Annotated in this window: 23 protein-coding genes; 11 read left to right on the top strand and 12 right to left on the bottom strand. The window is 60.5% G+C overall.

The features are described from left to right. Positions 1 to 23 precede the first annotated feature (23 nt). On the bottom strand, positions 24 to 464 hold the full coding sequence (locus tag ACZIRK_RS15535) for a VOC family protein (protein ID WP_463327643.1): 441 nt from the start codon (positions 462 to 464) through the stop codon (positions 24 to 26). Positions 465 to 893: 429 nt separating this feature from the next. Between ACZIRK_RS15535 and ACZIRK_RS15530 the strand changes: the two genes are divergently transcribed. From ACZIRK_RS15530 to ACZIRK_RS15515, 4 genes are all read left to right on the top strand, one after another. Beyond that, a complete protein-coding gene (locus ACZIRK_RS15530; RefSeq protein WP_463327642.1) occupies positions 894 to 1,706 on the top strand; it encodes a Crp/Fnr family transcriptional regulator in 813 nt (270 codons plus the stop codon). A 1,337-nt stretch (positions 1,707 to 3,043) separates the two neighbouring features. After that, positions 3,044 to 4,633: a porin gene (locus ACZIRK_RS15525; RefSeq protein ID WP_463327641.1), complete on the top strand. Its 1,590-nt coding sequence runs from the start codon at positions 3,044 to 3,046 to the stop codon at positions 4,631 to 4,633. A gap of 253 nt (positions 4,634 to 4,886) precedes the next feature. Next, positions 4,887 to 5,963, top strand: a complete 1,077-nt coding sequence (locus ACZIRK_RS15520; protein ID WP_130231093.1) for a SphA family protein — start codon at positions 4,887 to 4,889, stop codon at positions 5,961 to 5,963. Between the two features lie 246 nt (positions 5,964 to 6,209). Next, on the top strand, positions 6,210 to 6,839 hold the full coding sequence (locus ACZIRK_RS15515; RefSeq protein ID WP_130231095.1) for a nucleoside deaminase: 630 nt from the start codon (positions 6,210 to 6,212) through the stop codon (positions 6,837 to 6,839). Positions 6,840 to 6,999: 160 nt separating this feature from the next. On the opposite strand, the gene ACZIRK_RS15510 is transcribed toward ACZIRK_RS15515, so the two are convergent. From ACZIRK_RS15510 to ACZIRK_RS15485, 6 genes are all read right to left on the bottom strand, one after another. After that, the gene (locus ACZIRK_RS15510) at positions 7,000 to 7,368 is read right to left on the bottom strand and encodes a hypothetical protein (protein WP_463327640.1); all 369 of its coding nucleotides are present in this window, start codon (positions 7,366 to 7,368) and stop codon (positions 7,000 to 7,002) included. Between the two features lie 354 nt (positions 7,369 to 7,722). Further along, entirely contained in the window at positions 7,723 to 7,941 is a 219-nt protein-coding gene (locus tag ACZIRK_RS15505; protein ID WP_130231097.1) for a hypothetical protein, read from the bottom strand. A gap of 546 nt (positions 7,942 to 8,487) precedes the next feature. Beyond that, complete coding sequence (locus ACZIRK_RS15500; RefSeq protein ID WP_028166356.1) at positions 8,488 to 8,715, bottom strand: hypothetical protein; 228 nt, start codon at positions 8,713 to 8,715, stop codon at positions 8,488 to 8,490. A 159-nt stretch (positions 8,716 to 8,874) separates the two neighbouring features. After that, positions 8,875 to 9,057, bottom strand: coding sequence for a hypothetical protein (locus tag ACZIRK_RS15495; protein WP_130231099.1), 183 nt, complete (start codon positions 9,055 to 9,057; stop codon positions 8,875 to 8,877). A 167-nt stretch (positions 9,058 to 9,224) separates the two neighbouring features. Then, entirely contained in the window at positions 9,225 to 9,422 is a 198-nt protein-coding gene (locus tag ACZIRK_RS15490; RefSeq protein ID WP_456647066.1) for a hypothetical protein, read from the bottom strand. Positions 9,423 to 10,539: 1,117 nt separating this feature from the next. After that, on the bottom strand, positions 10,540 to 11,688 hold the full coding sequence (locus ACZIRK_RS15485) for an acyl-CoA dehydrogenase family protein (RefSeq protein ID WP_463327639.1): 1,149 nt from the start codon (positions 11,686 to 11,688) through the stop codon (positions 10,540 to 10,542). Positions 11,689 to 11,801: 113 nt separating this feature from the next. Between ACZIRK_RS15485 and ACZIRK_RS15480 the strand changes: the two genes are divergently transcribed. Together ACZIRK_RS15480 and ACZIRK_RS15475 are read left to right on the top strand one after the other, a co-directional pair. Beyond that, positions 11,802 to 12,710, top strand: coding sequence for a LysR substrate-binding domain-containing protein (locus tag ACZIRK_RS15480; RefSeq protein ID WP_463327638.1), 909 nt, complete (start codon positions 11,802 to 11,804; stop codon positions 12,708 to 12,710). A gap of 189 nt (positions 12,711 to 12,899) precedes the next feature. Continuing rightward, positions 12,900 to 13,115, top strand: coding sequence for a hypothetical protein (locus ACZIRK_RS15475; protein ID WP_463327637.1), 216 nt, complete (start codon positions 12,900 to 12,902; stop codon positions 13,113 to 13,115). A gap of 78 nt (positions 13,116 to 13,193) precedes the next feature. On the opposite strand, the gene gcvA is transcribed toward ACZIRK_RS15475, so the two are convergent. Continuing rightward, on the bottom strand, positions 13,194 to 14,102 hold the full coding sequence (gene gcvA / locus ACZIRK_RS15470; RefSeq protein WP_245475060.1) for a transcriptional regulator GcvA: 909 nt from the start codon (positions 14,100 to 14,102) through the stop codon (positions 13,194 to 13,196). A gap of 89 nt (positions 14,103 to 14,191) precedes the next feature. On the opposite strand from gcvA, the gene ACZIRK_RS15465 reads away from it, so the two are divergent. After that, positions 14,192 to 15,004, top strand: coding sequence for an SDR family oxidoreductase (locus tag ACZIRK_RS15465; protein WP_463327636.1), 813 nt, complete (start codon positions 14,192 to 14,194; stop codon positions 15,002 to 15,004). 52 nt (positions 15,005 to 15,056) lie between these two features. Here ACZIRK_RS15465 and ACZIRK_RS15460 read toward each other — a convergent pair whose 3' ends face one another. After that, positions 15,057 to 15,620, bottom strand: a complete 564-nt coding sequence (locus tag ACZIRK_RS15460) for a GrpB family protein (RefSeq protein WP_463327635.1) — start codon at positions 15,618 to 15,620, stop codon at positions 15,057 to 15,059. 389 nt (positions 15,621 to 16,009) lie between these two features. Between ACZIRK_RS15460 and ACZIRK_RS15455 the strand changes: the two genes are divergently transcribed. Continuing rightward, entirely contained in the window at positions 16,010 to 17,545 is a 1,536-nt protein-coding gene (locus ACZIRK_RS15455) for a L,D-transpeptidase family protein (protein WP_463327634.1), read from the top strand. Positions 17,546 to 17,600: 55 nt separating this feature from the next. On the opposite strand, the gene ACZIRK_RS15450 is transcribed toward ACZIRK_RS15455, so the two are convergent. Then, positions 17,601 to 18,398 carry a bestrophin-like domain gene (locus ACZIRK_RS15450; RefSeq protein WP_456644475.1) on the bottom strand — a complete coding sequence of 266 codons (798 nt, stop codon included), beginning with the start codon at positions 18,396 to 18,398 and terminating at the stop codon, positions 17,601 to 17,603. 1,060 nt (positions 18,399 to 19,458) lie between these two features. Between ACZIRK_RS15450 and ACZIRK_RS15445 the strand changes: the two genes are divergently transcribed. From ACZIRK_RS15445 to ACZIRK_RS15435, 3 genes are read left to right on the top strand one after another with little or no spacing between them, the layout of a single operon-like run. Then, entirely contained in the window at positions 19,459 to 20,472 is a 1,014-nt protein-coding gene (locus ACZIRK_RS15445) for a catalase (protein ID WP_463327633.1), read from the top strand. Between the two features lie 4 nt (positions 20,473 to 20,476). Then, entirely contained in the window at positions 20,477 to 21,193 is a 717-nt protein-coding gene (locus ACZIRK_RS15440; protein WP_463327632.1) for a hypothetical protein, read from the top strand. Continuing rightward, on the top strand, positions 21,190 to 22,620 hold the full coding sequence (locus tag ACZIRK_RS15435; RefSeq protein ID WP_463327631.1) for a Dyp-type peroxidase: 1,431 nt from the start codon (positions 21,190 to 21,192) through the stop codon (positions 22,618 to 22,620). Before ACZIRK_RS15440 ends, ACZIRK_RS15435 begins: the two co-directional genes overlap by 4 nt. A gap of 219 nt (positions 22,621 to 22,839) precedes the next feature. Here the strand turns inward: ACZIRK_RS15435 and ACZIRK_RS15430 are convergent, their stop codons facing one another. Beyond that, the gene (locus tag ACZIRK_RS15430) at positions 22,840 to 23,304 is read right to left on the bottom strand and encodes a DUF3455 domain-containing protein (RefSeq protein WP_463327734.1); all 465 of its coding nucleotides are present in this window, start codon (positions 23,302 to 23,304) and stop codon (positions 22,840 to 22,842) included. A 187-nt stretch (positions 23,305 to 23,491) separates the two neighbouring features. Continuing rightward, positions 23,492 to 24,706, bottom strand: coding sequence for an NADP-dependent isocitrate dehydrogenase (locus ACZIRK_RS15425; RefSeq protein WP_463327630.1), 1,215 nt, complete (start codon positions 24,704 to 24,706; stop codon positions 23,492 to 23,494). Positions 24,707 to 24,843: the final 137 nt, after the last annotated feature.

The raw sequence follows: 24,843 nt of genomic DNA, 5'->3' as shown, positions 1-24,843 counted from the left end.
AGGAGGCCCTAGCCAGACGCGCCTCAGCCGCCCCGCTGGACCAATTCAACGGTGATGCCCTCAGGACCCTCGAAGAGCCGCAGCTTTCGGCTGATATAGTCCATCTCGTCGCTCAGCACGGTTACGCCGTGGGCCAGGAGGTGCGCGGTGGCCGCCTCAATGTCGTCGACGCGGAATGCGAGGTGATTGAAGCCCCGTTGTCGCAGACTCGTCGGGTGCGCACCCGGATCGGTCCCTGGTGTCGGGTCGAACTCAAGCAGCTGGATCTCGAAAGGAGGATCCGCTCCTTCGAGCGCGAGGGTGATGTGCTGCGCTTTCATGCCCGGCATGCCCATGTACCGGGCGGGAAGGCCACCGCCGATCGTCGCGACGTGATCCTTTGTGAAGCCAAGCAGCGCGAAGAACGCGATCGCCGAGCCGGCGTCCGCCACTGCGATCGTAACATGATCTGGATTGAGTATCATCTCACCACTCCCTATCATCAACGCCGCACACTCGGCAGCGCCTGCTTACCTCGGCCGGGCGGAGCTGTGCGCAACTGGCCGTTCGGCTCTTGCAAGGCTACCAGCTCGCTCCGTCGCACGGTAGGCGGGCTGGCCCGCGGCGAAGTCTGCTTCGGGCCAGACTCGGAAGTTCCCGATTTTTGCGACGCTATTGCCCTCCACTTGCGAAAGTCGCACAGGAACCGGCGTTACCTCTCTTCAGCTTAAGGGACAGATACAACGGCAAAACCAACTAGAGAGCGGGCAATTGCCGAAACCAACGCCCGAGGTAAAATCGATCGATGCACCGAGACCGCTACTAATCTTACTCAAAGGGTTGCTATCCGACTTTAATTGTCAGTATCCGGGATACCCGACGAATACCGACAGCCTTGCGCGGAGGATGATCCGATGGGGTCCAACAGTGCAGCTTCGATACTAGACCGCATTCTTGATACGGCGGCGGACAATCTCAGGATCGCAAAGATTCTGGTTCAGATGGGTCTCGATCCGAACAACATCACCTACGACGCACTATTCAACCGGCTGCTGGAAATCGTGCTCGCCAACATCACGCTCGCCAACATGTTCGCTCTCGTTGGCGCCATCTTTCTTGCCGCTACCTTGCTGATGCAGACGATAGTGCCGCTGCGCGTCGCAAACATGGTCGGCTGCATGTTCTTCGTTGCCTATGGCGCGCTCTCGGGAAATGTCGGGGCTTTCATCCTCTATCTGCTCTTGCTGCCGATCAATGCAATCCGCCTCCGTCAAATGCTCAATCTCATCAAAAGGGCACGTATCGCGACGGAGGGCGATACCTCATTGGAATGGCTCAAACCGTTCATGACTGAACGCAGATATCGCCGGGGAGACATATTGTTCAAGAAGGATGATGCAGCTTCCGAAATGTTCCTGACGGTCACAGGAACGTTTTTGGTCAGGGAAATCGGCGTCGAGCTTCCGCCGGGACGTCTCATGGGCGAACTCGGTTTCCTTACGCCCAATCAGCGGAGAACCGCGACCGTCGAATGCATCGAAGACGGGCAAGTGATGACTATTACTTATGAAAAGCTGCTCGAGATTTATTTTCAGAATCCACAATTCAGCTATTACTCTCTTGTGCTGACCAGCCAGCGCTTGCTCGAGAACATATCGCGGCTGGAAGGAATTATCGCACAAGAAAAGACCGCGCGGCAGATTTTAGCCACGGATGACATAGCTTAACCCTTGGCTCTTGATGTCCCGCACTTTTGGTAACAGGACATCCCGACGCAGCGCAGGTCTCGCGATGCAACGACGTCCGGTTTGGGGCCACAACCGGACTCATGCAGCGCAACAAACGACACATTACTCGATGATCTCGTCGCTGCCGATCGGTCAAAAGCGGCACTTTCGGATCGAGTTTCCATTTCCGTTTTTACCTCCGAAATCCGACATACAGGGTATTCGGCTGAGCCTTCGAAACCGGCTCCCTGCTTTCACTACGGCCTGCTTCGCTTTGCGCACAACGACGATTTCGATGCTTGGCCGCGACACGACGACCCGACGGGCAAATCAGTCCAAAGTCTGTCCAGCCCTCGCGGAAAAAACATTCCGCTTTCGCCGTCGGGCAAATCAGTGATTTAACTCCGCGCGTCTCACGGCGGATGAGGGGCGGCTCGCGATCGTCACGAACGTTGCGGTGGGATGCGGTGGACGCGGGTGTTGCGACAGACGAGCGTGGCATCAGCGGACGGCGAAGTCGTGTGGTTCTGGCGCCCCGACGCTGGCGCTAAGTTTTTCGCGCGAACAAGTTCGCGCTTGAGATGACGGTGGCAAGAAAGCCCGGTCACCGGGAAGAGCACGAAGTAAGCCGTAACACCATCGCGCAGGGAAAGCCGGAATGCTTCGGTTGAACCTGTGGTCCTACCCCCGTGCTTTTTGTTGCACGGGACCCACGGGTGCAACCAGCACCCGGCTTTCCCTGCGCCCTCTGATATCGAGGAGGGTGGAAAGTAGTCGCAAAGCTCGGACGCAAAGTGCCGCGAGAATGCGAACTTATATCCTCTCCTCACACTCCACCGTCATGCCCGCCACCGGGTCTCGCCTTCGGCGAGCCCGATGACAGGCTCCGGCGGGCATCCAGTATCCGGGAGCCTCTCGGCTCAAGCACGACTGCCCCTGGAATACTGGATCGTCCGGTCAAGCCGGACGATGACAGCGGAGAGCTGTTTGACATTTGAATCAGAACTCGCGGCAACGCCGTAGGGTGGGCAAAGCGACTTGTCCGCCGTAGCTTAACGAGCGAAGGCGGAAGCGTGCCCGCCATCGCGAGCACGGCGCCAGATGGTGGGCACGGCGCAAGTGCGCCTTTGCCCACCCTACAGCTCTGCAACCGCTTGCTCGCGCCACAACGGCTGCCTGCGCTTTCGCGGGGACGACAGCGGATGCCGACAGCGTGGCAGAAAAATCACAACCGGCCAGCGAGTTGCGCGCGGTCCATTGGCACGTATTGCCTGCCGACCGTCTTGGATTCACTCTTGGCGCACGCACCTGCATGAGTCACGGGAAGGAGCCCGGGAATGAAAAGGGCGCGGAATCTGGTTCTCGGAACGGTGGCTGGCCTGATGGCCGCCGGCGGCGCCCAGGCGGCCGATCTGCCGGTCAAGGCGAAGGCTGTCGAATATGTGAAGGCCTGCTCGCTGTACGGCGCGGGCTTCTTCTTCATTCCGGGCACCGACACCTGCATCAAGCTCGGCGGCTATGTGCGTGCCGACGTCACCTTCAACGGCGGCGCCGCCCACGGCCAGCCGGCGTGGAATGGCGATGCCGGGCAGCGGAACCGTTATTTCGATTATTTCGTCGACCGCTCGCGCATGGTGCTGACGGTCGATACCCGCACCGCTACCGAATATGGCGTGGTCCGCACCTTCGCTTCGAGCAAATTCCAGTTCACCACGCTGGGGGGCAGCACCTTCAACCCGAACTCGATCAACGGCTCGCTTCCTGTCGCGAACTCGAACCTGCTCGACACCCCCGGCGGCGGCTATGTCGCCATCTATGATCTCTTCGTCCAGTTCGCGGGATTCACCTTCGGCAAGTCAGCGTCCGCCTACGCGTCGCCCTGGCAGGGCACTCCGGGCAACAACTCGTCGTTCCTGCTGGGTGGCCAAAGCGGTGACAATAGCGGTGCCAACAACATCCAGTACACCGCGGACTTCGGCAACGGCGTGACCGGCAGCATCGGACTTGACGATCCTACGGTGTGGGACCGCACCGCCGTCTACAATCTGTCGCTGGCGCTGAATGCCACGTTGAACACCGGCAACGCCTATGCCGGCGTTCATGCCCCCGAGGTCGTCGGCAATATCCGCGTCGATCAGGCCTGGGGCCTGTTCCAGATTTCCGCAGCGGCGCATGAGGTGAACGCCTCCTACAACGTCCTCAACACCGCTGGCGCGCCGGCCGGCGCAGTCGGCTTGCCGGGCGCGGCGCCGACTGCGTTGTCGGAGATCAGCGGTCACCCCGACACCAGATGGGGTGGCGCGGTGATGGCCGCCCTGCAAATCAAGAACCTGCCGACCGGCACTGCCGATGACATCAAGCTCGATGCGAGCTACGCCAAGGGAGCCACGAAATACATCATCGGAACGGATTCGACCTCGCCGAGCTTTGCGATGTTCGGCGGCTCCAGCAATCCGGCGGCCTATCAGAGCATCGGCTTCGGCGCCACCACCGATGCGGTTTACCTGCCGGTCGCAGCCGGCGGCGACGGCTCGCTGCATCTGACCGAGGCCTTTGGCGTCCGCGGCGCATTCAATCACAACTGGGATCCGTACTGGTCGACGAGCCTCTATGGCAGCTATTCGGTGGTCCGCTACGACGGCACGGCCAAGGCATTCATCTGCGCCAACTACACCACGCCGGCCAAGGCGGTGAGCGCCGACTATGTCTGCAATCCCGACTTCAACGTCTCGCAACTCGGCACGGTGACCCGCTGGACACCCGTCAAGAACCTGACCTTCTCGGCGGAAGTGCAGTGGTTTCACCTCGACCAGAAATTCCAAGGCTCTGCGGTCCTCGGGGCGGCAGCTCCGAAGCCTGCGACGCGCTACGAGTTCAAGGACCAGGATGCAGTCCATCTGGAGCTTCGCGTTCAGCGAAACTTCTGAGGGGCATTTTTCAAACAATGTTCGTAAGGCGCAAATCAGCGGCGCTATGCAGAATCGGCAAAACCACCAAGTATTTTCAGCCCGGAAATTGTGGCATGGAAGGCACAGTCTCTCGCTAAGGATGCACAGGTTGCGAAAGCATCGATCACACGTAGACGCGCTGTGGTAGCATTTTTTCGTTTCCGGTCCCTCGCATGCCGGATCGTTCTTCGGCGGTGACGGAGGAGCGGTGGAATAAAAGGGGGATTGGCGGATGAAGGGCGGGAAATCGATATCGACGGCCGGTTTTGTCTGCCGGTTGAGTGCGGCAATTGCGACCTTGCTTGTGCTTCCCTATGATGTGGCGCGGGCCGATGAAGGCGGCATCAGCTTTTGGATACCCGGCTTCTTCGGTAGCCTCGCGGCTACCCCCCAACAGCCGGGTTGGTCGATAACTTCGATTTACTATCGCACCTCGGTTTCCGCCGGCGGTGACGTGGCGCGGGCACGGGAGATCACGATCGGTGGCATTCCCGCAAATCTGACGGCCACCGTGAACGCAAGGGTCAATGCAACCGCCAATCTGGGCTTGGTGGCCCCTACCTACACTTTTGAGACACCCGTGCTGGGCGCGCAGGCCTCTGCCGTCCTGTTAACAGCTTACGGCAACAACTCGACATCACTTGCGGGACAACTCACGGGAACACTGACGACGCCGGGCGGCGCGTTCCCGTTCTCGCGGTTCGACAGCATCGATAGCTCGCTAACCGCATTTGGCGATCTGATCCCGTTCTTCCAGTTGAAGTGGAATTCCGGCGTTCACAACTACATGACCTACATCACCGGGGACATTCCGGTCGGGGCCTACGAGTCATCCCGCCTTGCAAATCTGGGGCTCGGGCACTGGGCGATCGACGCCGGCGGCGGCTACACCTATTTCGACCCGAAGACTGGGCACGAAGCTTCGGCGGTGCTTGGATTCACCTACAACTTCATCAACCCTGCGACTCAATATCAGAGTGGCGTCGACATGCACCTCGACTGGGGCGTATCGCAATTCCTGACCAAGCAGTGGCAGGTCGGCCTCGTGGGTTACGTCTACCAGCAGCTCGGCTGTGACAGCGGCTCCGGCAATCGTGTCGGCTGCTTCCAGTCGCGGGTGGGCGGCGCCGGACCGCAGCTCGGCTATATCTTTCCGGTCGGCGACATGCAGGGCTATCTCAACCTGAAGGCCTACGGCGAATTCGCCAATGAAAATCGGCCAGCGGGCTGGAACATCTGGCTGACGTTCAATCTGTCGCCTGCGGCGCCAACGCCGCCTGCCCCCACAAGGCCGAGGATAACGAAATAGAAGCGCTGGTGCCAACCCATGACTCGTGCAAGCGCCGCGCAATTGGGGCTTGGACGTTCCGAATCTGCATAGTCAACACTGCGAACCTAACATTAGTTTTGCAGGGTTCGTGTAGTCAAAGCGGCCAACTACGCAATCAAGAGGCGGAGCATTCCTTTTTGGTGCAGCCTCGCAACAACCAAGTGAACGTTGCAGACACATCGTTCACGAGGTGGAAGAAAACTGCGCAAGCGTCTGCTGGCACCCATGAGCATGTCTGACCCAGAGTTAGATTCGATCATGATGCGTCGCTGCATCGCTCTCGCCCAATCCGCGGGTCAAAGCGGGGAATACCCGTTTGCGGCCGTCATCGCTCGGCGAGGCCAGTTCATTTGCGAATCCCTCAACATGGTCAAGGTCGAACAGGACGTTACGCGACACGCCGAAATGGTTGCAATTGCCTTGGCCCAGAAGACGCTCCGTGCGACCAGCCTCGATGATTGCACGCTCTATTCAACCGTTGAGCCTTGTGCGATGTGTTCTTATGCGATCCGCGAAACCAGGATAGGGCGAGTGGTATTCAGCTTGCGGTCACCGCTCATGGGCGGACACTCGCGATGGCAAGTTCTGACCGACAGCAATTTGTCCGCGACATTGCCGGAAGTGTTCGCCCCGCCACCCATCGTCCTGTCCGGATACTTGCAAGATGACGTTCAGATGGTGTTTCAAAAGCGAAATCCGCTGAGCTGGCGATTTATCAAAGCGCGAAAGATCTTCGTGGCGAGTTCGGATGCTGAAGACGTCGGCATTTTGCGCACCAAATCGCGGTTTGGCCGTTGGACCGGCGTCGGAAACTTGGTCAGGGCTATGGTTTTGGATCGCCTTTGGCGAAGCTAGAGCATGATGCGGAAAAGTGTGAAGCGGATTTCCCTCGCGACAAACGCGAAGCGTTTGCGCGGAGATCGTGCTCAAACAAAGAGCTAAAGCGGGATGACGATTCGAAGAAAAGTCATCCCGCTTTAGGGATCGACGTTTCCTCGCTGCCGCGATACACAGCCTAGTTCGGCGCCTTTTTCTTTCTGCTCGCGCCCCTCAAAGCAGTGGTCGAGGTCGTGATCGATCCATTGCTCATCTGCAGACAGGTCAAGAGATCGACATAGCTGGGGTCGCCGGCGGCCGTCGCCTCTCCCTCACACTGGACTCTGATGGTCGGGGAATACGAAAGCCAAATCGTGTCCAATTGCTGACGCGCTGAGTTCTCATCGCTCATACACTTATCGAAGGTTTGAGGTAAGGCTAAACCCATCGCCTTATCCGCTTCCACCGACCCTCTGCAGGTAGCTTCGACATTGAGTTTTGGGATGGTCTCGGAAACGGGCGTCACCAATTGAGTAGCCGCCATTACGGCCATGATTGCTGGGTGCATGGGATGTCCTTTCCTCCTTACAAGAGCATTCAGATCGTACTGTGCATCCTCCGTGAAAAGTCGGGAGGCGCAGGTTCAGCAAGTTTACGTCATACGCTGGTCGCGGGGCGGCTGGGCGTCAGAATGCCGGCGACCTCCAACAGCGTCGGCATTATCAGAGTGCGGGCAGGCGACTATGCGAATTCGGCAGTCGAGCGATCGTCCAGGCTGGACCGCCGACCCGCTGCGCCAACTGATTGTCTTAAGAGCCCCGGTTGACCGCGCAACGAGCCGACGTCGCGATCTTCAGCCATGGGCCCAGCAGGCGACATTCGCGAAATGGCGAAATGAAAGAGGCTGCCGACTGACGCGGCCTTACCGAAGGCCAATCCGCAGCACAGCCAATTCCGCGATCTCGCGCGGCTCGCTAATGCCTGTCGCGCGGACGTCGATAACCTTGCGAGCGACCATATCGCAAAACGGGTCGTTACGATCAACCACGCCCAGCAAGTTGAGAGCGTGGTTGAAGGCCTTGTTCAAAAGCTCGATTTCTTCCGGCGCGCACTTATTTTTCAACAGCCGATTGATTGGCATTGTCCCGCCCCACAGCCGACGCAAACAAAACCACACCCCTTCTTATAGCACTGGATTTTGGCTGACGGCCGGAGAAACGCGGAAGGAGCGCTGACACTTCACGAAGATGTGCTGCGTTCCGTCACTTGGATCGACGTCAAAATAAGGATGGCTCGCCAAGCGACCGCCAGGCGCCCCTCATATGCTGGGGCGATATTCTTGTTGTGGCGTTCGCGATAGCAAATTCACATTCCCAAGCGCATACTCGGGGCATGGCGACAATTGTTCAATGCAATTGCGGCGCCGAGTACAGACGCACCGAAGAGAAGTTCTTGATGCCGCATACGGGTGACGCGATCTGCGCGGTCTGCGGAGCCGCGCTGGAATCGTGGTCGGAATGCACCCACGTTCCCATATATGAACTTATTGAGCGTCCAGACAGAAAGCCGGAATCCCCAGCTTGACAGACGAAATCCCCTCTCGTGTCCGCTCCTGGTCCAAGAAGATACATGGCTACAGCACTGAGGTGCGCGCTATGCCCGAGACGTTAACGAGGTTCGTTTCAGCTCAGATGACAGCTCCGGCCAGCAAGAAAGCACCGCCGAGCGCGACCAGCGCAAGTCCAGGCCAATTGGCTTTGATTTCGAAGCCGCTACCCGGTCTTTCTGGTTCCAGTGTGTCACGCCCGGAGCGAAGCAGCCTTCCGCCGCTTAATCGACCTCGCCAGATTGGCTGAAAGACCATCTGGAGCACGCCGCCGAAAACAAACAGCACACCAAGCCATATGAGGGTCATGCTAGTCTCCTGCACCAGTGAACGCCGAGAGGTCGCTCCGCCGAGAACCGTCGCCCGTTCGTGTTGGTTGGTGCCCTGGAAGCCGAGGCCGCGCGCCGCACATTGGTTGCGGATCATGCTCTCCGAAGTTCAGGCTATGCCAATACTAACGCATCCTGCTTAGTCTTCGTCTGGCTCGCGCACGACCGGCGATTCGTCGGTTCCGTTCTCTTCGTCATCCTGGTCGTCGTCCGCGTCCTCTTCGTCGTCATCAGGATCTCGGGGCGGCATCGTGTTGCCTATGATCGCGGAGGCACACCAGTCGATCCTGGTCGGAACTAGCTCACGGATTTGTGGGATCATGTTGTTGCTCCTCGGATGTAACCCTGAGGCATTTTACCTCTTTCTCGGAGTTGGGTCAGGCGCGGGTCGCGTAGCGGCAGCTCTTGGCGCAAAGCGGACCCACGAGTCTGAGAAGGGCCAACAGGTAACATTCGAAATGAAGGAGGCCGCCTACTGAGGCGGCCTTATTACTTCGGCGGCTGCAGTCCGGACGACATTACCCAATCAATCATGTGAGAAGCTGTTTCGGCTTGCCGAGCTTTGCGAACAAGTCGCTGTCTCTTGTAGCCGGGCGGGATGCCCTGGGCCTGCCTCGCCAGACGCTGTGCCTGGTCCGCGAGCATTTCTTCCAAAGTGGTGTTCCTGAAGCGACGACGCTTGATCATGCGCTCCTCCATATTGTGCAGGCGGGAGCGCAATCGGTCTCTCAGCCACCGGGCGCCTACGGAGCCTCCGTGTTTTTGCCGGTGATGCCAATATAACGGGCTGTCGTAGCGAAGGTTGCTAATCTCCTTCAAACCCCATTGGGTCATTTGCGGCGATTGGTTGCGTCTGGCCACGTCCGACCCACCCTTTGCAGCCGACGCTGGGTCGAGTGTTGCGTTGGTCGGATAGGAGCAAATAGGCGACGTAGGGCTCGCTCCAAGCTCGGCCCGCTTTGCATCTGAAAGCGGACGTTGGCGGGTCCAAGCGGCTGAACCTTTGAAACCGGCATCCTGTTTTCGCTACGGCCTGCTTCGCTTCGAGCGCCACGACGATGTGGCCGCTTTGGGCGCGACAAATCAACCCGACGGGCAAATCACCGAAAGTCTGTCCATCCCTCGCACGAAAAATAATCCGCTTTCGCCGTCGGGCAAATCAGTGATTTAACTCCGCGAGTCTCACGCGAATGAGGGGCGGGTCGCGATCGTCACGAACGTTGCGGTGAGATGCGGTGGACGCGGCTGTTGCGAGCGACGAACGCAACATCAGCGGACGGCGAAGTCGTGTGGTCCTGGCGCCCCGACGCTGGCGCTAAGCTTCTTGTGAAGTGACGGTGGCAAAAGAGCCCGGTCACCGGGGAGAGCACGAAGTAAGCCGTAAACCATCGCGCAGGGAAAGCCGGAATGCTTCGGTTGAACCTGTGGTCCTACCCCCGTGCTTTTTGTTGCACGGGACCCATGGGTGCAACCGGCACCCGGCTTTCCCTGCGCCCTCTGATCTCGAGGAGGGTGAAACGAACGCAAAGCTTGGGCACTTCGTGCCGCGAGAACGCGAACTCACATCCGCTGTTTGACTCAGACGTAGGATGGGTAGAGCGAAATGAAATCCATCATTGGTGTGCCGCTTGCTCCATCGCGATGGGTTTTGCTTCGCTCTACCCATCCTACGGGCCCGCTGTTTGAAATTTGAATCAGGCCTGCGCCGACGTTGTAGGGTGGCAAAGCCACTTGTCCGCAGTAGCTCAACGAGCGAAGGCGGAAGCGTGCCCATCACGAGCAGTGCGCCAGCTCTTTGAGCACTTCAAAGTCTCGCCGTGCCGGGATCGAGGCCGAGGCGGATGCGGCCGGAGACGACGTAATTGTTCGGGCTCATCGCCACATGCTGGCTTGCGGCCTGGATGTCGCGGAGCGCCCGCTCCAGCGGGCAGGATTCGAAGATCGAGATCGCGCCTGCGTCCGCCGCGAGCAGATGGACGATGCGCGATGCGCTCTCCGCCGCATTCGTGCATGCCGTGCGATAAGCGGCGCGTGCGCTCGTCGATGGTTCGCCACGCTCGGCGTCCGCCATGAGGTCCGTGATCGCGTCAGTAAGGAAGGCCCGCGCCGACCTGTACAGCGTTTCGGCTCGCCCGACGCTGGCCTGCACCGTTTCACGGTCGCGAAGCACGGCGGAGCTGCCGCTGCGGGATCTGGTTTCGGCGAGGGTGACGAAGGTCTCGATGGCGCCACGGGCGATCCCGAGCGGGACGGCCGCGATCGTCCAGGGAAACAGGGTTGCGGGCGGCAGGCGGAACATGAGGCCGGGCTGTGATGGGCTTGGCTCCAGAAAGCTGTGCGTGTGCGCGGCAGGCACGAACACATCCCCCGCCTGGAAGTGACAGCTTCCGGTGCCGCGCAGACCCGATACCTGCCAGGTGTCCTCAAGTTCGACGGCCTCGCGATCCATGTAGCAACACAAGAGCCGGCTTTCGCCATTCGTCTTGTCAGCGGCAAGACCCATGAACAGCGTCGCTCCGTGGGCGCCGCTGCCGAAGGGCCAGCGCCCGGAGACGCGGTAGCCGCCATCTGACGGCAGCGCTTCGCCGATGGCGCCGGTCGCGCTCGCGATGAAGGCGCCAGGATTGGAAAACCAGCGGCGCGCGGTCGGCTCGGGGACGTAGCCGCCGATCCGGCTCATGCCTGCGCCATTGCCGACGATCCAGCCGAGCGAGCCATCCAGCGTCGCGACTTGCTCGACCACTGCCATGAATTCGAGTGGCGACAATTCCGGCCCGCCCAATGCCTTGGGAAGCCACAGCCGGAACAGCCCGGCGGAAGCGAGTGCCGCGTACATCGGCGGAGGGAGCCGGCGGTCGCGGTCGCACTGCTCGCGCAGCTCGGCGGCAAGCGGAGCGAGCCCAGCGATAGCCTTTAGATAGGGCGCGACGACAGGAGAATGATCGATCCGCATGTTTGGGTCCGATGCTGCTGAACCGGCGGCCATAATGCTCTCACGGCACTTTAGTCGCGGCAAAATCGAATATCTCAGTCGCTGGATGAATTGGATTCATCTAGACTGCGGGCATGAGAAAGCTTCCGCCGCTGGGATCCCTTCGCGCCTTCGAGGCCGCCGCCAGACGCCTGAGCTTCAGGGACGCGGCGGCCGAGCTCGGCGTCACGCCGACCGCCATCAGCCATCAGATCAGGATTCTCGAGGAGATCTGCGGACGGCCGCTGTTTCGCCGGCGCCCGCGACCGCTGGCGCTGACGGATGCGGGCGAGCGGCTATTTCCAGTGATCCGGAACGGCTTTGATACATTCGCGTCCGTGGTCACCGCAGTGTCGGCGAAGACCGCCAGGACCACGTTGCGCGTGACCAGTCCGAACGCGTTTGCGAGCCGCTGGCTGGTGCCGCGCCTGCCGCGATGGCGCAAGCTGTATCCGCAGATTCGGCTGGAGATCATCGGCACTGACGCCGTGCTCAATCTGCGCGCCGGAGATGCCGATCTCGCGATCCGCTACGCTCGGACGATGCCGACCGATCTGGCTGCGCGGGAAATCTTCCGCGACAGTTTCTTCCCGGTCTGCAGCCCGGCGCTATTGAGCGAAGGCGGCCCGACGATTACGCGCGCCGCCGACCTCCTGCACTATCCACTGATCCATTACGACTGGCTGAACGGGGATCGCGAGGCGCCGAGCTGGTCGCGATGGCTCGCCATCGCTCGCTCCGTCGATCCGGATATCCCTGCCGCGACCGAGCATTGGGACCTCAGCTTCCGCGAGGAGATCCACGCCATCGATGCGGTCGCAGCGGGGCAGGGGATCGCGATCTGCAGCGACGTCGTGGTGAGCTATGAGATCGAAAGCGGCGCGCTGGTGAAGGCGCACGATCTGGCGCTGCCCGGCTACGGCTTCTACGTCGTCCACGTCCCGGACCACCCGCGGCAAGCCAGCATCGAAGCGTTTGCAGCGTGGATGCGGTCGGTGGCGTAGAAGGACTTATGCCTGTTATGACTTTTCTGTAACTCGCGCCAATGGACACTTGTGAATTAGGCAAATTGCGATTGCTTCCAACGTCGTCCGCAATCGACTCAACCGCTTCCGCAATCGTCGCAGCGTCGATTCCGGAGATCAGCGATATCGTACCAAACGTAGCGTATGCCGGAACCTATGAGTGAGAGCGTGAACGGCAAGATCATGGTGGCACGTGACGGCAACCGCCTTCTCGTCGAGTTTGCGCATCAGCAGGCGCTTCCGGTGTATCCTGCGGCCGCCGGGGAATTCTTCGCAACAGCGATCGACCTGCGATTGCGATTTGCCGGCGGCGATCAGGCAAGACCGTCCGAGCTGACGGTCGTCAATGGTAACAAGACGGAGTCGTTCAAGCGCACCGACTGAAGTCCTTGTCGTTCGGGTGGCCCCAACGCGAACATTCCGTCGTCAGTTCTGATATCGCCATCGCTGTTTCCAAAGCCACTAGCCGACCTTCGCTTGATCAGTTTCCGCTTCAGCGCAGATCCACTCCTTGAACGCCACGATTTCCGGGTCGCCGTCGGCGCCGGCCCGATGGACAACATAGTAGGCAAGCTCACAGTTGAGTGCTTCGCCGAAAGGACGAACAAGGCGGCCCGTCTCCAAATCCAGGGCGACCAGTGTCGTCCGACCCAGAGCAACGCCACTTCCATTCATCGCTGCCTGGTAGGCTGCTGCTGAATCATTGATCTGCAGCCCACGGTCGCAGTTGATGTCCGGAAAGCCTGCTGCTTGCAGCCATGTCCGCCATGTCGGGAATGCATTTTCGAACGCCATCGAACGATCATGGATAAGCGTGTGATGCTTCAGGTCTTCAGGGCGTCGTAGCGGGTGCGGCCCTTCGAGCAACGCTGGACTGCAGACCGGAAAAAATGCGTCGCGCAACAGGAAGGTCGATTTGAGGCCTGGCCAGTGACCACTGCCGTAACGAATGCCGAGACCCATTCTCTCTGCCGCGAAATCAACGAGCCGGCCGCTGGTATCGATGCGCAGATCATACAAGGGATGATCGGCCGCAAAACGCTCGACGCGCGGCAGTAGCCACTTGTCCGCAAAGGCTGGCGGCACGGTGATATTGATCGTGACGATCCCGCGCGATGCTTTCAAACGTTCAAAGGCCGCGGTCAGGTGATCGAATCCGGCTTGAAGCTCGGGTAGCGCAGCTTGCGCGGCTTCGGTCAAAACGAGTCGTGCGGGGCCAGCCTGAGAGCGGTGAAAAAGTTCGACTCCGACAACCGCTTCGAGGGTCCGCACGAGGCTTCCCACCGCCGCTGGCGTCACGTTGAGTTCGTCTGCCGCCGCAACGTAGCTGAGGTGCCGGGCAGCCGCCTCGAAGGCGCGGAGTGCGTTCAAGTGGTTGGGAGCCCGCATAAATCTCCGAACAAGTTTTTCTCTGCCGCCCGCACAGATCATCTCTGTTGCGGCAGTGAGGGTCAACGATCATGTTTGCTGACAACGGAACGCGCGCTCCGGTCACAAACCCAAAACCTTTGGACCAGGAGAGAATCATGAAACTATCGAACAAGATCGCCCTTGTTACCGGTGGAACCTCTGGCATCGGGCTCGAAGCGGCAAGGTTGTTTCGGGACGAAGGAGCTACCGTGATCATCGTCGGGCAGAATCCTGCCCGGTTGCAGTCGGCGGCAAGTCAGCTCGGGGACGGCGTTGTCGCGTTGCGCGGCGACGTGAGCAAGCCGGCGGAGATTGAAAATATCGTTCGTCAGATTGGCGAGACGTTCGGCCGTATCGACGTGCTGTTCGCGAACGCTGGCATGGGCATAGCGGCCCCGCTGGAAGCCGTCACGGAAGATCAGGTCGACACGCAGTTCAACGTGAACTTCAAGGGCGTCTTCTTCACCGTTCAGACGGTCGCTCCACTGCTGGCCAAGGGTGGAAGCATTATCATGACGACGTCGTTCCTGAACGAAGTTGGCTCACCGGGCCTTTCCATTTTGGCGGCCACGAAAGCGGCAGTGCGTTCCCTGGTGCGGTCGTTGGGCGCGGAGCTTGCGCCACGTGGCATCCGCGTGAATGCCATAAGCCCGGGTCCGATCAGCACTCCGTTTCATGGCAAGCTCGGGCTTTCCGAGAAGCAACTCAATGAAGCGGCCGCGACAATTGAGGATGAGATCCCGCTGCATCGTTTCGGCGAAGCGGAGGAAATCGCCAGGGCGGCCCTGTTCCTGGCGAGCGAGGATTCCTCCTTCATGACCGGATCGGAGCTGGTTGTCGATGGCGGCATATCGCAGCTTTGACATGCTCGATGCAAGAAGGCGGCGGCTGAGAAATCGGCCGCCGACGCCGTGCTCAATTTTCGCGCTGGAGACGCCCAAGGCTCGCGCGCCATGCACGAGCCTTGGCCGTCGTCTCTTCGACAAAAATATCTTTGCCTGTTCGATAGGCCTCTATGTCGTCTTTTGAAGATGCAGCAAGGGCTCGCTTAACGCTGGCGTAGGCGCGTGCTGCCTCGGGATGTGCGCGAAGATAGTCGCGAAACACCAAACGTGCCTCCCAACGAGGATGGGACGGCTCCATCAAGTGCACATGGTGGGTCCACGGTCCCGGAGGCCCCTTACGGAAGAACAACTCACCGGGGAGCCATGACGCGTATTCCGGTATGTACTTGTAGCCAAGTGCCACAAACGGCTCGATGCAACGTTCCTTTGCCTCTTCAAGGCTAGGTACACCAACCAGCAGGTCAACGATGGGCTTTGATGGGAGACCTGGAACCGCTGTGCTCCCCATATGCTCGATGACCAGGACGAACGAGCCGAGAGCATGCTTGATCCTCATGCACTCCTGTTCGAACAACGCCGGCCAGTTGGGGTCATATTCGGAGACGACAATCGACCCGGCCCCGTATTTCTCCATGTTCGGCCCCCGATTGTGCCTTCATGCCAACATATCACGATGGTAGAGTTCGATGCATCACGACTGGGTCATCCAGCAAGATCCGGTTAGAGCATGATCCGGAAAAGTGGAAACCGGTTTTCCGAAAAGATCATGCTCAAACAAAGAGATGAGATCATGATCCGATTCCGTCTAATCGGATCATGATCCAGGGTCAGAAGCCGGCGTTATGGCCCGCCCCAAACTTGGCCCGCTTTACATCTGGGAGCGGAGCTTGCCAGCTTCAGCGGCCAAAATCGGTCACGGGCTGAGCAGCCGACATCGGGTCGGTCTAGCCGTATCGGGGTGAGTCAAATAAGCTGGTCGCCGATCTCGATGGACGCGGACAGGCATTTCAACCGGGACATGGCATGGCAAATCGGTTCATCACGACGCAATCCACCGTGGAGACGCGGCGCTGGGGGAGCTCCGCCATTGTGGCGCTCGTGGCGATGGCGGCGCTGACCGCCGACGCCGCGGCGAGACAGGCGCGCCCCGCGCCGCCCACTGAGGCGACGGCGCCGCGTGATGCGGGCGAGCCGATCATGGCGATCGTGTCGATCAAGTCCCAGCAGGTCACTTTCTACGACGCCGAGGGCTGGATCCTGCGCGCGCCGGTGTCGACCGGCACCAAGGGACGCGAGACGCCTGCCGGCATCTTCGCCGTCATCGAGAAGGACAAGGACCACCACTCGACGCTCTATGACGACGCCTGGATGCCGAACATGCAGCGCATCACCTGGAACGGCATCGCGCTGCACGGCGGGCCGCTGCCCGGGTATGCGGCCTCGCACGGCTGCGTGCGGATGCCCTACGACTTTGCGGAGAATTTGTTCGACAAGACGCGGATCGGCATGCGGGTGATCATCTCGCCGAACGACGCGGAGCCGGTCGAGTTTTCTCACCCGGTGCTATTCGTGCCGGACGCGAAGGCGGTCGCGGCTGCTCCGGCGCGTGCCGAGGCGCTCGCCCGCGAGGCGGACGAGGCTGCCAGGGCAGCCGACGAGGCGAAGAAAGCCGCCGCGACAGCGGCGCGCGAAACAGCATCCCTCACAGCGTCGCTGCGCAAGCTGGAGGGGCTCAAGACTCGCGCCGACGCCGAGCTCGCATCCGCCGACAAGAAGCTCGCCGCCGCAAATACGGATCAGGCCAAGGCGCAGGCCAGTGAGCAGAAGGAGAAGGCCGCCCTTAAGGCCACGGAAGCAGGGACGCAGCTCGACACCGCCAGGGCCGACGCGAAGTCGAAGCTCGACGCCGTCGCCGCCGCAAAGGACGCCGCCAAAGCGGCCCAGACCAGGAAGGCCGACACCGCCAAGGCGGCGAGCGAGGCGAAGCTCGCGCTCGAGCCGGTCTCCGTCTACATCAGCCGCGCGACGCAGAAGCTTTACGTGCGGCGCAACACTCACAAGGAGTGGCCGGACGGAGGCGAGGTGTTCGATGCGACCATTGAGGTTCCGGTCACGATCCGTGATCCCGACAAGCAGATCGGCACGCATGTGTTCACGGCGATGGCGCGCAACGACGCGAGCCTGCGCTGGACCGCGGTCACGATCGACAGCGGGGACGACGCCAAGCACGCGCTCGACCGCATCACCATCCCGCAGGATGTGCTCGATCGCATCGCGCCGACGGCATTGCCGCGATCCTCGATCATCGTCTCGGATGAGCCGCTGAGCCGCGAGACCAACTATCGCACCGAGTTCGTCGCGGTGCTGAACAACCAGCCCCAGGGCGGCTTCAAGATGCGCCGGCCTACGGTCGTCAATGTCCCGGTTGCGAGCGGCAACGACTGGGGCAACAACAACGGCTTCGGCTTCTTTTTCCAGCCCAATTGGAACCCCCAACCTGGCAATACGCGCCCGCGCGCCGGCCAATACTATCAACCGATGCAACCGCGCTGGTGGTAAGACGCGGCCCGCCGCACGCAGGCCGCCTAGAGCGTTTTCGAGCGAAGTGGAGAACTTACGAGTTCAGCGGCGGGAGCGCACTCCGCAGTGTCGAGCTTGAAATCCCCATCAGTCCCGTGAAGGGGTCATCCAGCTCCAAAACCAGAAAGATCGCGCCGGCAAACGACAGCGCGCATACGAACAGCGCGATCGTGACGACGATATTCGCTCGCACGAACAGGGTGGCGCTCACAAAGATCGCGCTCAGCCAAAATACCATGATGATCAGAAAAGGCGTCGGAATTGAACTTCCGGCCTGCGTAAACAACCGCAGTCGCATCTGCGCGCCTTCCGTGAAAGCCGCAATGGCGCGAGTCTGCAGGGAACGTTGCATATCGTTGTTCGGAGATAGCCGTTCGAGTTCATCATAGAATGTCCATGCCTCGACGCTGGACTCGAAGCGCGTGGGTTTCCCGTTTGAGTTCGCTTGCTCGTGCCAAATGCGATCAGCCATCGGCGGTATGCTCTGCCGCAGGAGCTTTCGGACAGGGGTTGCTTCCGATCCATATTGCGTAACCAGATCGTCCAGAAGGATGATCGTTGCGGTCAACTGCCGGACCTGGCTTGCCTTCTGGTCGAACGTGGTTTTTGCGGATGCGATCAACAGACCCAGTACGAGTGCGGTCAGTGTGCCAATCAGGCCTGCGGTCAGCTTTACGACGTCCTTGGAGTCCGACTGCAGGTGATGTTCTGACAACAACGGCCGAACGGCCATCCCAGCCAAGGCGCCGCCAAATATCAGCGCGAACACAAGCAACGAAATCAATAGGTTCATCATATTTGCGAATGCTCCCTCCATCATGTCGGTGAACATGCGGATACTAGCTCCGATTGTTCGGGCTCGTCCAAAGACCCGTTCTTGAGACCAAGTTCAAGCAGAACCGGACGAGGCGCAAATGTCTCAGCGCCAACGAGGGGCGGCTCGCGATTGTCACGGGCACTGTGGTGAGATGCGGTGGACGGGATGTCACGACTGATGAGCGTGGCGCTCACGGACGGCTAAGTCGTGCGGTCCTGTAATCCAGTCTCAGGGCGGGCCGCAATAGGCCTTGGTGTCAAACCGGTGATGTCCGCTTGTTTTGCGTAGCGAAGCAAAGGCGGCTGGGCCGCTAAATGGCGATGCCTCGCGACGCCACCGCTGCTTCACGAGCTCTCATCAACCGCGGTCTACAGGTGGCCCGAAAAGCCAGTCCACGTTCCATTGCAAAGGAGCGGAACGAAGTCGGCATGTCGGTTGTGCGCGGGCAAGGTTCGGTTGGACGGTTGCGAGTGTCCTCTCCATCGCAAGATCGAATGGGGTTGGAATAGAAGCCGCGATGCCGGCCCGAATGGACTCGAAGGATATCGCTACAATCGTGATTATCGCTACAGATACCAGGATTAGGAGCGCATCTGTCATGATATGCGTCGAAAAGTGCTTGGTCATGGCGTGGGCCCTCACGGCCGATAGAAGCGCATGCTCACAATTTAGTTCGTATGCAAAAGGCATATGAATGGGAGTTCACCGCGCGGAGCGCGGTCATCCATTAGTAGTATGTCCGCGACCAACTATGTAGCAGTGATCCAGACCTAAGGAGCCAATCCGTTCAGCCTCCCGTTGCGCGGAAATGGATGCGGCCACCGGATCGCGTTTGACGATCTCCGCTTGGCTCCGGACTCAGCCCATCGTTTTATCGGTGCGCGAGCACCGTCTGGCGCTATCAGATCCGAATTGCTTGGCACTTCGTTCGGCTAATTTGTGAACTACGTCACATATCCGACTTGCGATCAAATGTAAGGTTTGGGGAAGGGCGCGGGCTGAATTCGATCGACATCGCTAACGCATCAGGCGCCAACGGCATTCGGGCTGGCGGTCCGTTCGCAATGGAGGGGGCATGGGCGATTCATCGGAAGCAAGGCGGCTCGTCGACGCCATCATTGCCAATTTGCCGGAGCCTGCCCCCGGGCAAAGGCCGGTGCACACGATCGGCGTGGGCGTAGACGGCTATTTCATGGCTTCGGACGTGGCGCGCAACTATTGCATCGCAGAACACTTCAAGGGACAGCGCATTCGCGTGTCGGTGAGGTTCTCCAACGGACAAGGGGGGCCGAAGCAGCATGATGGATGGTCCGATGTTCGGGGAATGGCGACACGTTTCCACCTGCAGGATAGGACGGCAGCCGACCTGATCGCTACGACGCTCGCCGAATTTTTCGCCCGCAATGTTGAGGACTTTTTCGAGTTCACCAAGGTCGCGAGGCCGCAGCCGGTTCAAAGAAAATCCCCGTGGCGGAAGATTCTCGACATGCTGCAGCTCAAGGAGCCTGTTCGCGACCCGTACCCAAAGCAAACCACGAGTGACGGTGCGGGAATACTCAGTTACGCCAATCAACACCGGTTCGCCCAGTTGGCAGTGTTCGAAGCCGGGGTGATCGGCGCCCCGGTGAGCTATGCCCGCGCGGCCTATCACGCCATCCACACCTTCATGGTGGAAGATCCCCATGGAGTACGTCGTCCCGTTCGCTTTTCCTGGCAGCCGGTTGCAGGCGTCCGTACCACCGATCCCACTGCCACGCCGGTTGATAAATATCTGCGCCATGAACTTGAAGAGCGCCTGCGGCGGTGGCCGGCCCGGTTCATGCTGATGATGACAATCGGCGAAGCGGGCGACGCGCTCGATGATCCCACAAAGCCTTGGCCGGCCAGGCGAGTCCGGGTCGTCATGGGCACCCTTACGCTCACCAATCTCGCCAAGGATCAGGTCGCGGACGGCGAACGCATCAGTTTTAATCCCTGGCGTCTCGTACCTGGCATCGAGCCCTCCGGGGATCCGATCCTCCACGCCCGCCGGTGCGCTTATGAAGTCTCGCGCGAAATGCGCGACGGGTGCCCCTTCAGGTGGAGCTAAGCTGATGCTAGGTGAGAAAGGTTGGCTCGATCGGTTTGTAGACCGGTTGCCCAAGAACCCCCTGTTCCAGCTCTTGGCGTCGTGGGTCCTGGTGCCTTACTGGGCGTGGCGCACGCCGGTGAAGCCGCTGCCCGGCGGTCCCCACCCATCGATCCAGCCTGGCGACAATCTGCAGTGCATGATGAACCTGATCATGCCGCTCAAGGACAAGTCGCCGATCGGTCGAGCGAAGGCAGCGCTGGCGATCGCGCAAAACAAGGATGCGATATATGCCGGATTGGACAATGTCGGCACGGTGCACTTTGCGCGCTTCGTCATCGTCGGCGACAATATTTGCATGTTCTCCGTCTACGACGGAGACTTCACCAACTACATTCGTGACTTCATCGCCACGATCGGCAGCGTGTTCAACGCCGTGGTCGAACTTGTCGAAGGAGGGGAGGCCGTGATTCCCTGCGAGCATAATGTCGAGGCGTTCATCCAATGGGTGCACGAGCGCGACCTGTACCAGGTGCCGGACACGGCCACCGATCTTCTGAGAGACCAGGAAGCTTGGAACGGCGACAAGGCCGCATCCGGCAATGACGATCTGCGCCTGCTTCCGCGCAAGGTGGTGCTCCAGCTCCGCGCCAACGCGAACGTTTCGCTCGGCAGCGGCTACCGGGCCTATCCCGGATTTTCGGCGGCTCAGGTCCGCAACCAACTGGGGATAGGCTGGTGAGCGCAGCATTCGACGCCGCTGACATACAGGGCAACATTTTGCGTGGCTATCGCAAGCCTCGCGTGCGGTACCTCATTCTTGAAGTCGCCGATCGCATCGCGGCCCGGCGCTGGCTCGCCGCCTCGACATCGGGCCGCGGCGACGATGCTCCGCAGATCACGACCGGGAATTGGGGGAGAACCAAGCCGGACACCTGTTTCAACCTTGGCCTGACCTACGAGGGACTGCGCGCCCTCGGCGTGCCGAATTCTTCCCTTGAAATGTTCCCCAACGAATTCATCGAGGGCATGAACGCCCGCGCCTTGAAGCTTGGCGATGTCGGGCCGAATGCGCCGGAAACCTGGCCAACCCCCTTCGACGCCCCCAAGCGGATCCATCTCATCGCCACGATCTACGCCGACGAGGTCGCGCAATTGAACCAAGTCCAGCAGCGCGCCCTCTCTGACGGAAAAGCCTTCAGGCTGCTCGGTGCTCTTGAGGGGTGCGCCTTCCCCAAGGACGTCGTTCACTTCGGATATCGCGACAACATCATGCAACCGAGATTCGCGGAGGTTCACGACGGACAACGCTATGAAGACGGACAACCCAAGGCGCCGCTCGGCACCGTGTTGCTGGGACATCCGACCAACTTCGAAGGTTTGACGTGGCGGGTGCCTCAACCCGAAGCATTGGGACACAACGGCACCTTCAATGCCTTTCGCGTGCTGGAACAGGATGTGGTCGGCTTCGAGGAGTATCTCGACCGAGCCGCAAGCGATTTGATCAAGCATCCGCAGGTCGACGAGTTGCTGCCACCCGGTGCTGAAGCGAAGATCGGCCAAGCCTTGTCAATCGAAGGCCTGTCGCGTCATGCGGCTTTGCGTGAGGTCGTCGCCGCCCATTTGTGCGGCCGGTGGCGCGATGGCACGCCGATGGCACTGTCCCCGGATGCGCCTGATCCCAAAGTGGATCAGGCGAATTTTGACTACGTTGGCGACTCCCGCTGCCCCTACGGAGCCCATATCCGGCGGTGCAACCCGCGGGGCGGCCAGATCGTGCAACGGGTGGCGAACAACAGTCGGCGTCTTGTTCGGCGCGGGATGCCTTATGGACCACTCTATGATCCGCAGAAGCCTCGTGATCCGAGCAAACCCGAACCGGAACGGGGCCTGCTCGGCAACTTCATTGGGGCGAGTCTCGGCGCACAGTTCGAGGCCATGTCCTGTGAGTGGCTGAATCTTGGCCTGCAGGACCCACGCATCACCGGCTCCAACGATCCGATCACAGGCGCCAACGATCCTGGCACCAGTTGGTTCGACCTGCCGCTCAAATCCGGCACGACGATCCGGCTGCGGGGGTTGCCGCGGTTCGTCCGGACTCGGGGCGGCGCCTATGCGTTCCTGCCGAGCATCCCGGCGATCCGTTTTCTGGGATCGCTGATGGCGTGACTTGCCCGCAGGCGCTTGTGGCGTGCTCCGCTGCAACGGTTGCTCGCTCCACAATACCTCCCTGTGGTTATGGATCCCTGCTTTCGCAGGGACGACATCGATGTGAGATTCGAAAGAATCGTAGGATGGGTAGAGCGAAAGCGAAACCCATCATCGCGCGGCTTGCTCCGAAGCTGATGGGTTACCCATTCCACGGCACCGCCCTTGCCGACGGGCCGCTCAGCCCTTGCGGAGAAACACGTAGTCCGCGGAATAGGGCGCGCTGTGGGTCGCGCCGGCCTTGTCGCAGGGGCCTTCGAGAATGCCACCCGCGGTGTTGATCCGCTGCACCGTCGTGACACCGGACAGCGTGCCGCTGCCGCGCCGTGAGATCACATCAAGCTTGAGCCAGGGAATGTCGTTCGGTGTCGCGCCGGGCGCATTGCTGGAAGTCCGGCCGAGTACGACGCTGCCGTCGACATGCTCCCAGTTCGGTCCGGCATAGTGGCGGCCGACGGTCTTGCCGTCGGCCATCAGCGTTGCGATCGGTTCACGAAAGGCCCAGGCCAACTTGCCTTCGAGGCCAGCCTTGCATTCGTAGACCTGCGCGCCTTCGGCGTGAACGCTAAGCACGATCGCTTCTCCCGGTGCAGCGATAGCCTCGGGAAGCGGCTCTGCGACGCAAGCTTCCGTCGCGGAACCCATTACCAGAAGGGCGATCGTGGCTGTCCTAAGCGACGGCATAAGATCCCCTTATTGGAGCGGCGCTTGCCAAATTCCGTCATTGCGAGGAGCGAAGCGACGAAGCAATCCATGGTGCCGCAGGGGGTAGATGGATTGCTTCGCTACGCTCGCAATGACGGGTGATAGAGCTTCGCGAGTGGAAGGCGGCTTAGGCCGCCATCGCCTTGGTGAGGTTCTCGTCGACCTTGTCGAGGAAGCCGGTCGTGGACAGCCAGCGCTGGTCGGCGCCGACGAGGAGCGCGAGGTCCTTGGTCATGTAGCCGTCCTCGACCGTCTGGACGCAGACCTTCTCCAGGGTGTCGGCGAACTTCGCAAGCTCGGGGTTGTTGTCGAGCTTGGCGCGGTGAGCGAGGCCGCGCGTCCAGGCGAAGATCGACGCGATCGAGTTGGTCGAGGTCTCCTTGCCCTTCTGGTGCTCGCGGTAGTGCCGGGTCACCGTGCCGTGGGCAGCTTCCGCTTCCACGGTCTTGCCGTCGGGGGTGAGCAGCACCGAGGTCATCAGGCCGAGCGAGCCATAGCCTTGCGCCACGGTGTCGGACTGGACGTCGCCGTCATAGTTCTTGCAGGCCCAGACATAGCCGCCGGACCATTTCAGCGCCGAGGCCACCATGTCGTCGATCAGGCGGTGCTCGTAGGTCAGCCCCTTGGCGTCGAACTCCTTCTTGAATTCGCGGTCGAAGACATCCTGGAAGATGTCCTTGAAGCGGCCGTCATAGACCTTGAGGATCGTGTTCTTAGTCGAGAGATAGACCGGATAGTTCCGCATCAGGCCGTAGTTGAAGGAGGCGCGGGCGAAGTCGATGATGGAGTCATCGAGGTTGTACATCTGCATCGCGACGCCGGAGCCGGGCGCCTTGAACACCTCTTTCTCGATCACGGTGCCGTCCTCGCCGACGAACTTCATCGACAGCGTGCCCTTGCCTGGGAACTTGATGTCGGTGGCGCGGTACTGGTCGCCATAGGCGTGGCGGCCGATGATGATCGGCTTGGTCCAGCCGGGAACCAGGCGCGGCACGTTCTTGCAGATGATCGGCTCGCGGAAGATCACACCGCCCAGGATGTTGCGGATGGTGCCGTTCGGCGACTTCCACATCTCCTTGAGGCCGAACTCCTTCACCCGGGCTTCATCCGGGGTGATGGTCGCGCATTTGACGCCGACGCCGACCTTCTTGATCGCTTCCGCCGCATCGATCGTGACCTTGTCGTTGGTCTTGTCGCGGTGCTCCATCCCCAAGTCGAAATACATCAGGTTGATATCAAGGAACGGGTGGATCAGCTTGTCCTTGATGTACTGCCAGATGATCCGGGTCATCTCGTCGCCATCGAGTTCGACGACGGGGTTGGTCACCTTGATTTTTGCCATGGGAATAGGGCCTCTTGGGGGAACAGCACGCTTTGGGGCGCGACTAGCGGATTATCCTCGGGGCTATAGCACCGGGAACGCGCCGGCGGAAGCCAAGGGGTTATGCAGTTTCGGCTCATCTTTTAGCCGAGAATGCC

The sequence above is a fragment of the Bradyrhizobium sp. Leo114 genome (genome assembly GCF_055229415.2).
Note: the sequence above shows the minus strand (reverse complement) of the source record. Positions and strands in the feature narration are given on the sequence as shown.

What these genes read in the sequence shown, in the direction of transcription:
- ACZIRK_RS15430 (WP_463327734.1), bottom strand. Translation starts at nt 23,304, where the DNA reads ATGGGTTCCGCGACGGAAGCTTGCGTCGCAGAGCCGCTTCCCGAGGCT.
- ACZIRK_RS15440 (WP_463327632.1), top strand. Translation starts at nt 20,477, where the DNA reads ATGCTAGGTGAGAAAGGTTGGCTCGATCGGTTTGTAGACCGGTTGCCC.
- ACZIRK_RS15495 (WP_130231099.1), bottom strand. Translation starts at nt 9,057, where the DNA reads ATGATCCCACAAATCCGTGAGCTAGTTCCGACCAGGATCGACTGGTGT.
- ACZIRK_RS15465 (WP_463327636.1), top strand. Translation starts at nt 14,192, where the DNA reads ATGTTTGCTGACAACGGAACGCGCGCTCCGGTCACAAACCCAAAACCT.
- ACZIRK_RS15505 (WP_130231097.1), bottom strand. Translation starts at nt 7,941, where the DNA reads ATGCCAATCAATCGGCTGTTGAAAAATAAGTGCGCGCCGGAAGAAATC.
- ACZIRK_RS15425 (WP_463327630.1), bottom strand. Translation starts at nt 24,706, where the DNA reads ATGGCAAAAATCAAGGTGACCAACCCCGTCGTCGAACTCGATGGCGAC.
- ACZIRK_RS15485 (WP_463327639.1), bottom strand. Translation starts at nt 11,688, where the DNA reads ATGCGGATCGATCATTCTCCTGTCGTCGCGCCCTATCTAAAGGCTATC.
- ACZIRK_RS15510 (WP_463327640.1), bottom strand. Translation starts at nt 7,368, where the DNA reads ATGCACCCAGCAATCATGGCCGTAATGGCGGCTACTCAATTGGTGACG.
- ACZIRK_RS15520 (WP_130231093.1), top strand. Translation starts at nt 4,887, where the DNA reads ATGAAGGGCGGGAAATCGATATCGACGGCCGGTTTTGTCTGCCGGTTG.
- ACZIRK_RS15500 (WP_028166356.1), bottom strand. Translation starts at nt 8,715, where the DNA reads ATGACCCTCATATGGCTTGGTGTGCTGTTTGTTTTCGGCGGCGTGCTC.
- ACZIRK_RS15525 (WP_463327641.1), top strand. Translation starts at nt 3,044, where the DNA reads ATGAAAAGGGCGCGGAATCTGGTTCTCGGAACGGTGGCTGGCCTGATG.
- ACZIRK_RS15450 (WP_456644475.1), bottom strand. Translation starts at nt 18,398, where the DNA reads ATGTTCACCGACATGATGGAGGGAGCATTCGCAAATATGATGAACCTA.
- ACZIRK_RS15535 (WP_463327643.1), bottom strand. Translation starts at nt 464, where the DNA reads ATGATACTCAATCCAGATCATGTTACGATCGCAGTGGCGGACGCCGGC.
- ACZIRK_RS15460 (WP_463327635.1), bottom strand. Translation starts at nt 15,620, where the DNA reads ATGGAGAAATACGGGGCCGGGTCGATTGTCGTCTCCGAATATGACCCC.
- ACZIRK_RS15455 (WP_463327634.1), top strand. Translation starts at nt 16,010, where the DNA reads ATGGCAAATCGGTTCATCACGACGCAATCCACCGTGGAGACGCGGCGC.
- ACZIRK_RS15490 (WP_456647066.1), bottom strand. Translation starts at nt 9,422, where the DNA reads ATGATCAAGCGTCGTCGCTTCAGGAACACCACTTTGGAAGAAATGCTC.
- ACZIRK_RS15480 (WP_463327638.1), top strand. Translation starts at nt 11,802, where the DNA reads ATGAGAAAGCTTCCGCCGCTGGGATCCCTTCGCGCCTTCGAGGCCGCC.
- ACZIRK_RS15530 (WP_463327642.1), top strand. Translation starts at nt 894, where the DNA reads ATGGGGTCCAACAGTGCAGCTTCGATACTAGACCGCATTCTTGATACG.
- ACZIRK_RS15515 (WP_130231095.1), top strand. Translation starts at nt 6,210, where the DNA reads ATGAGCATGTCTGACCCAGAGTTAGATTCGATCATGATGCGTCGCTGC.
- ACZIRK_RS15445 (WP_463327633.1), top strand. Translation starts at nt 19,459, where the DNA reads ATGGGCGATTCATCGGAAGCAAGGCGGCTCGTCGACGCCATCATTGCC.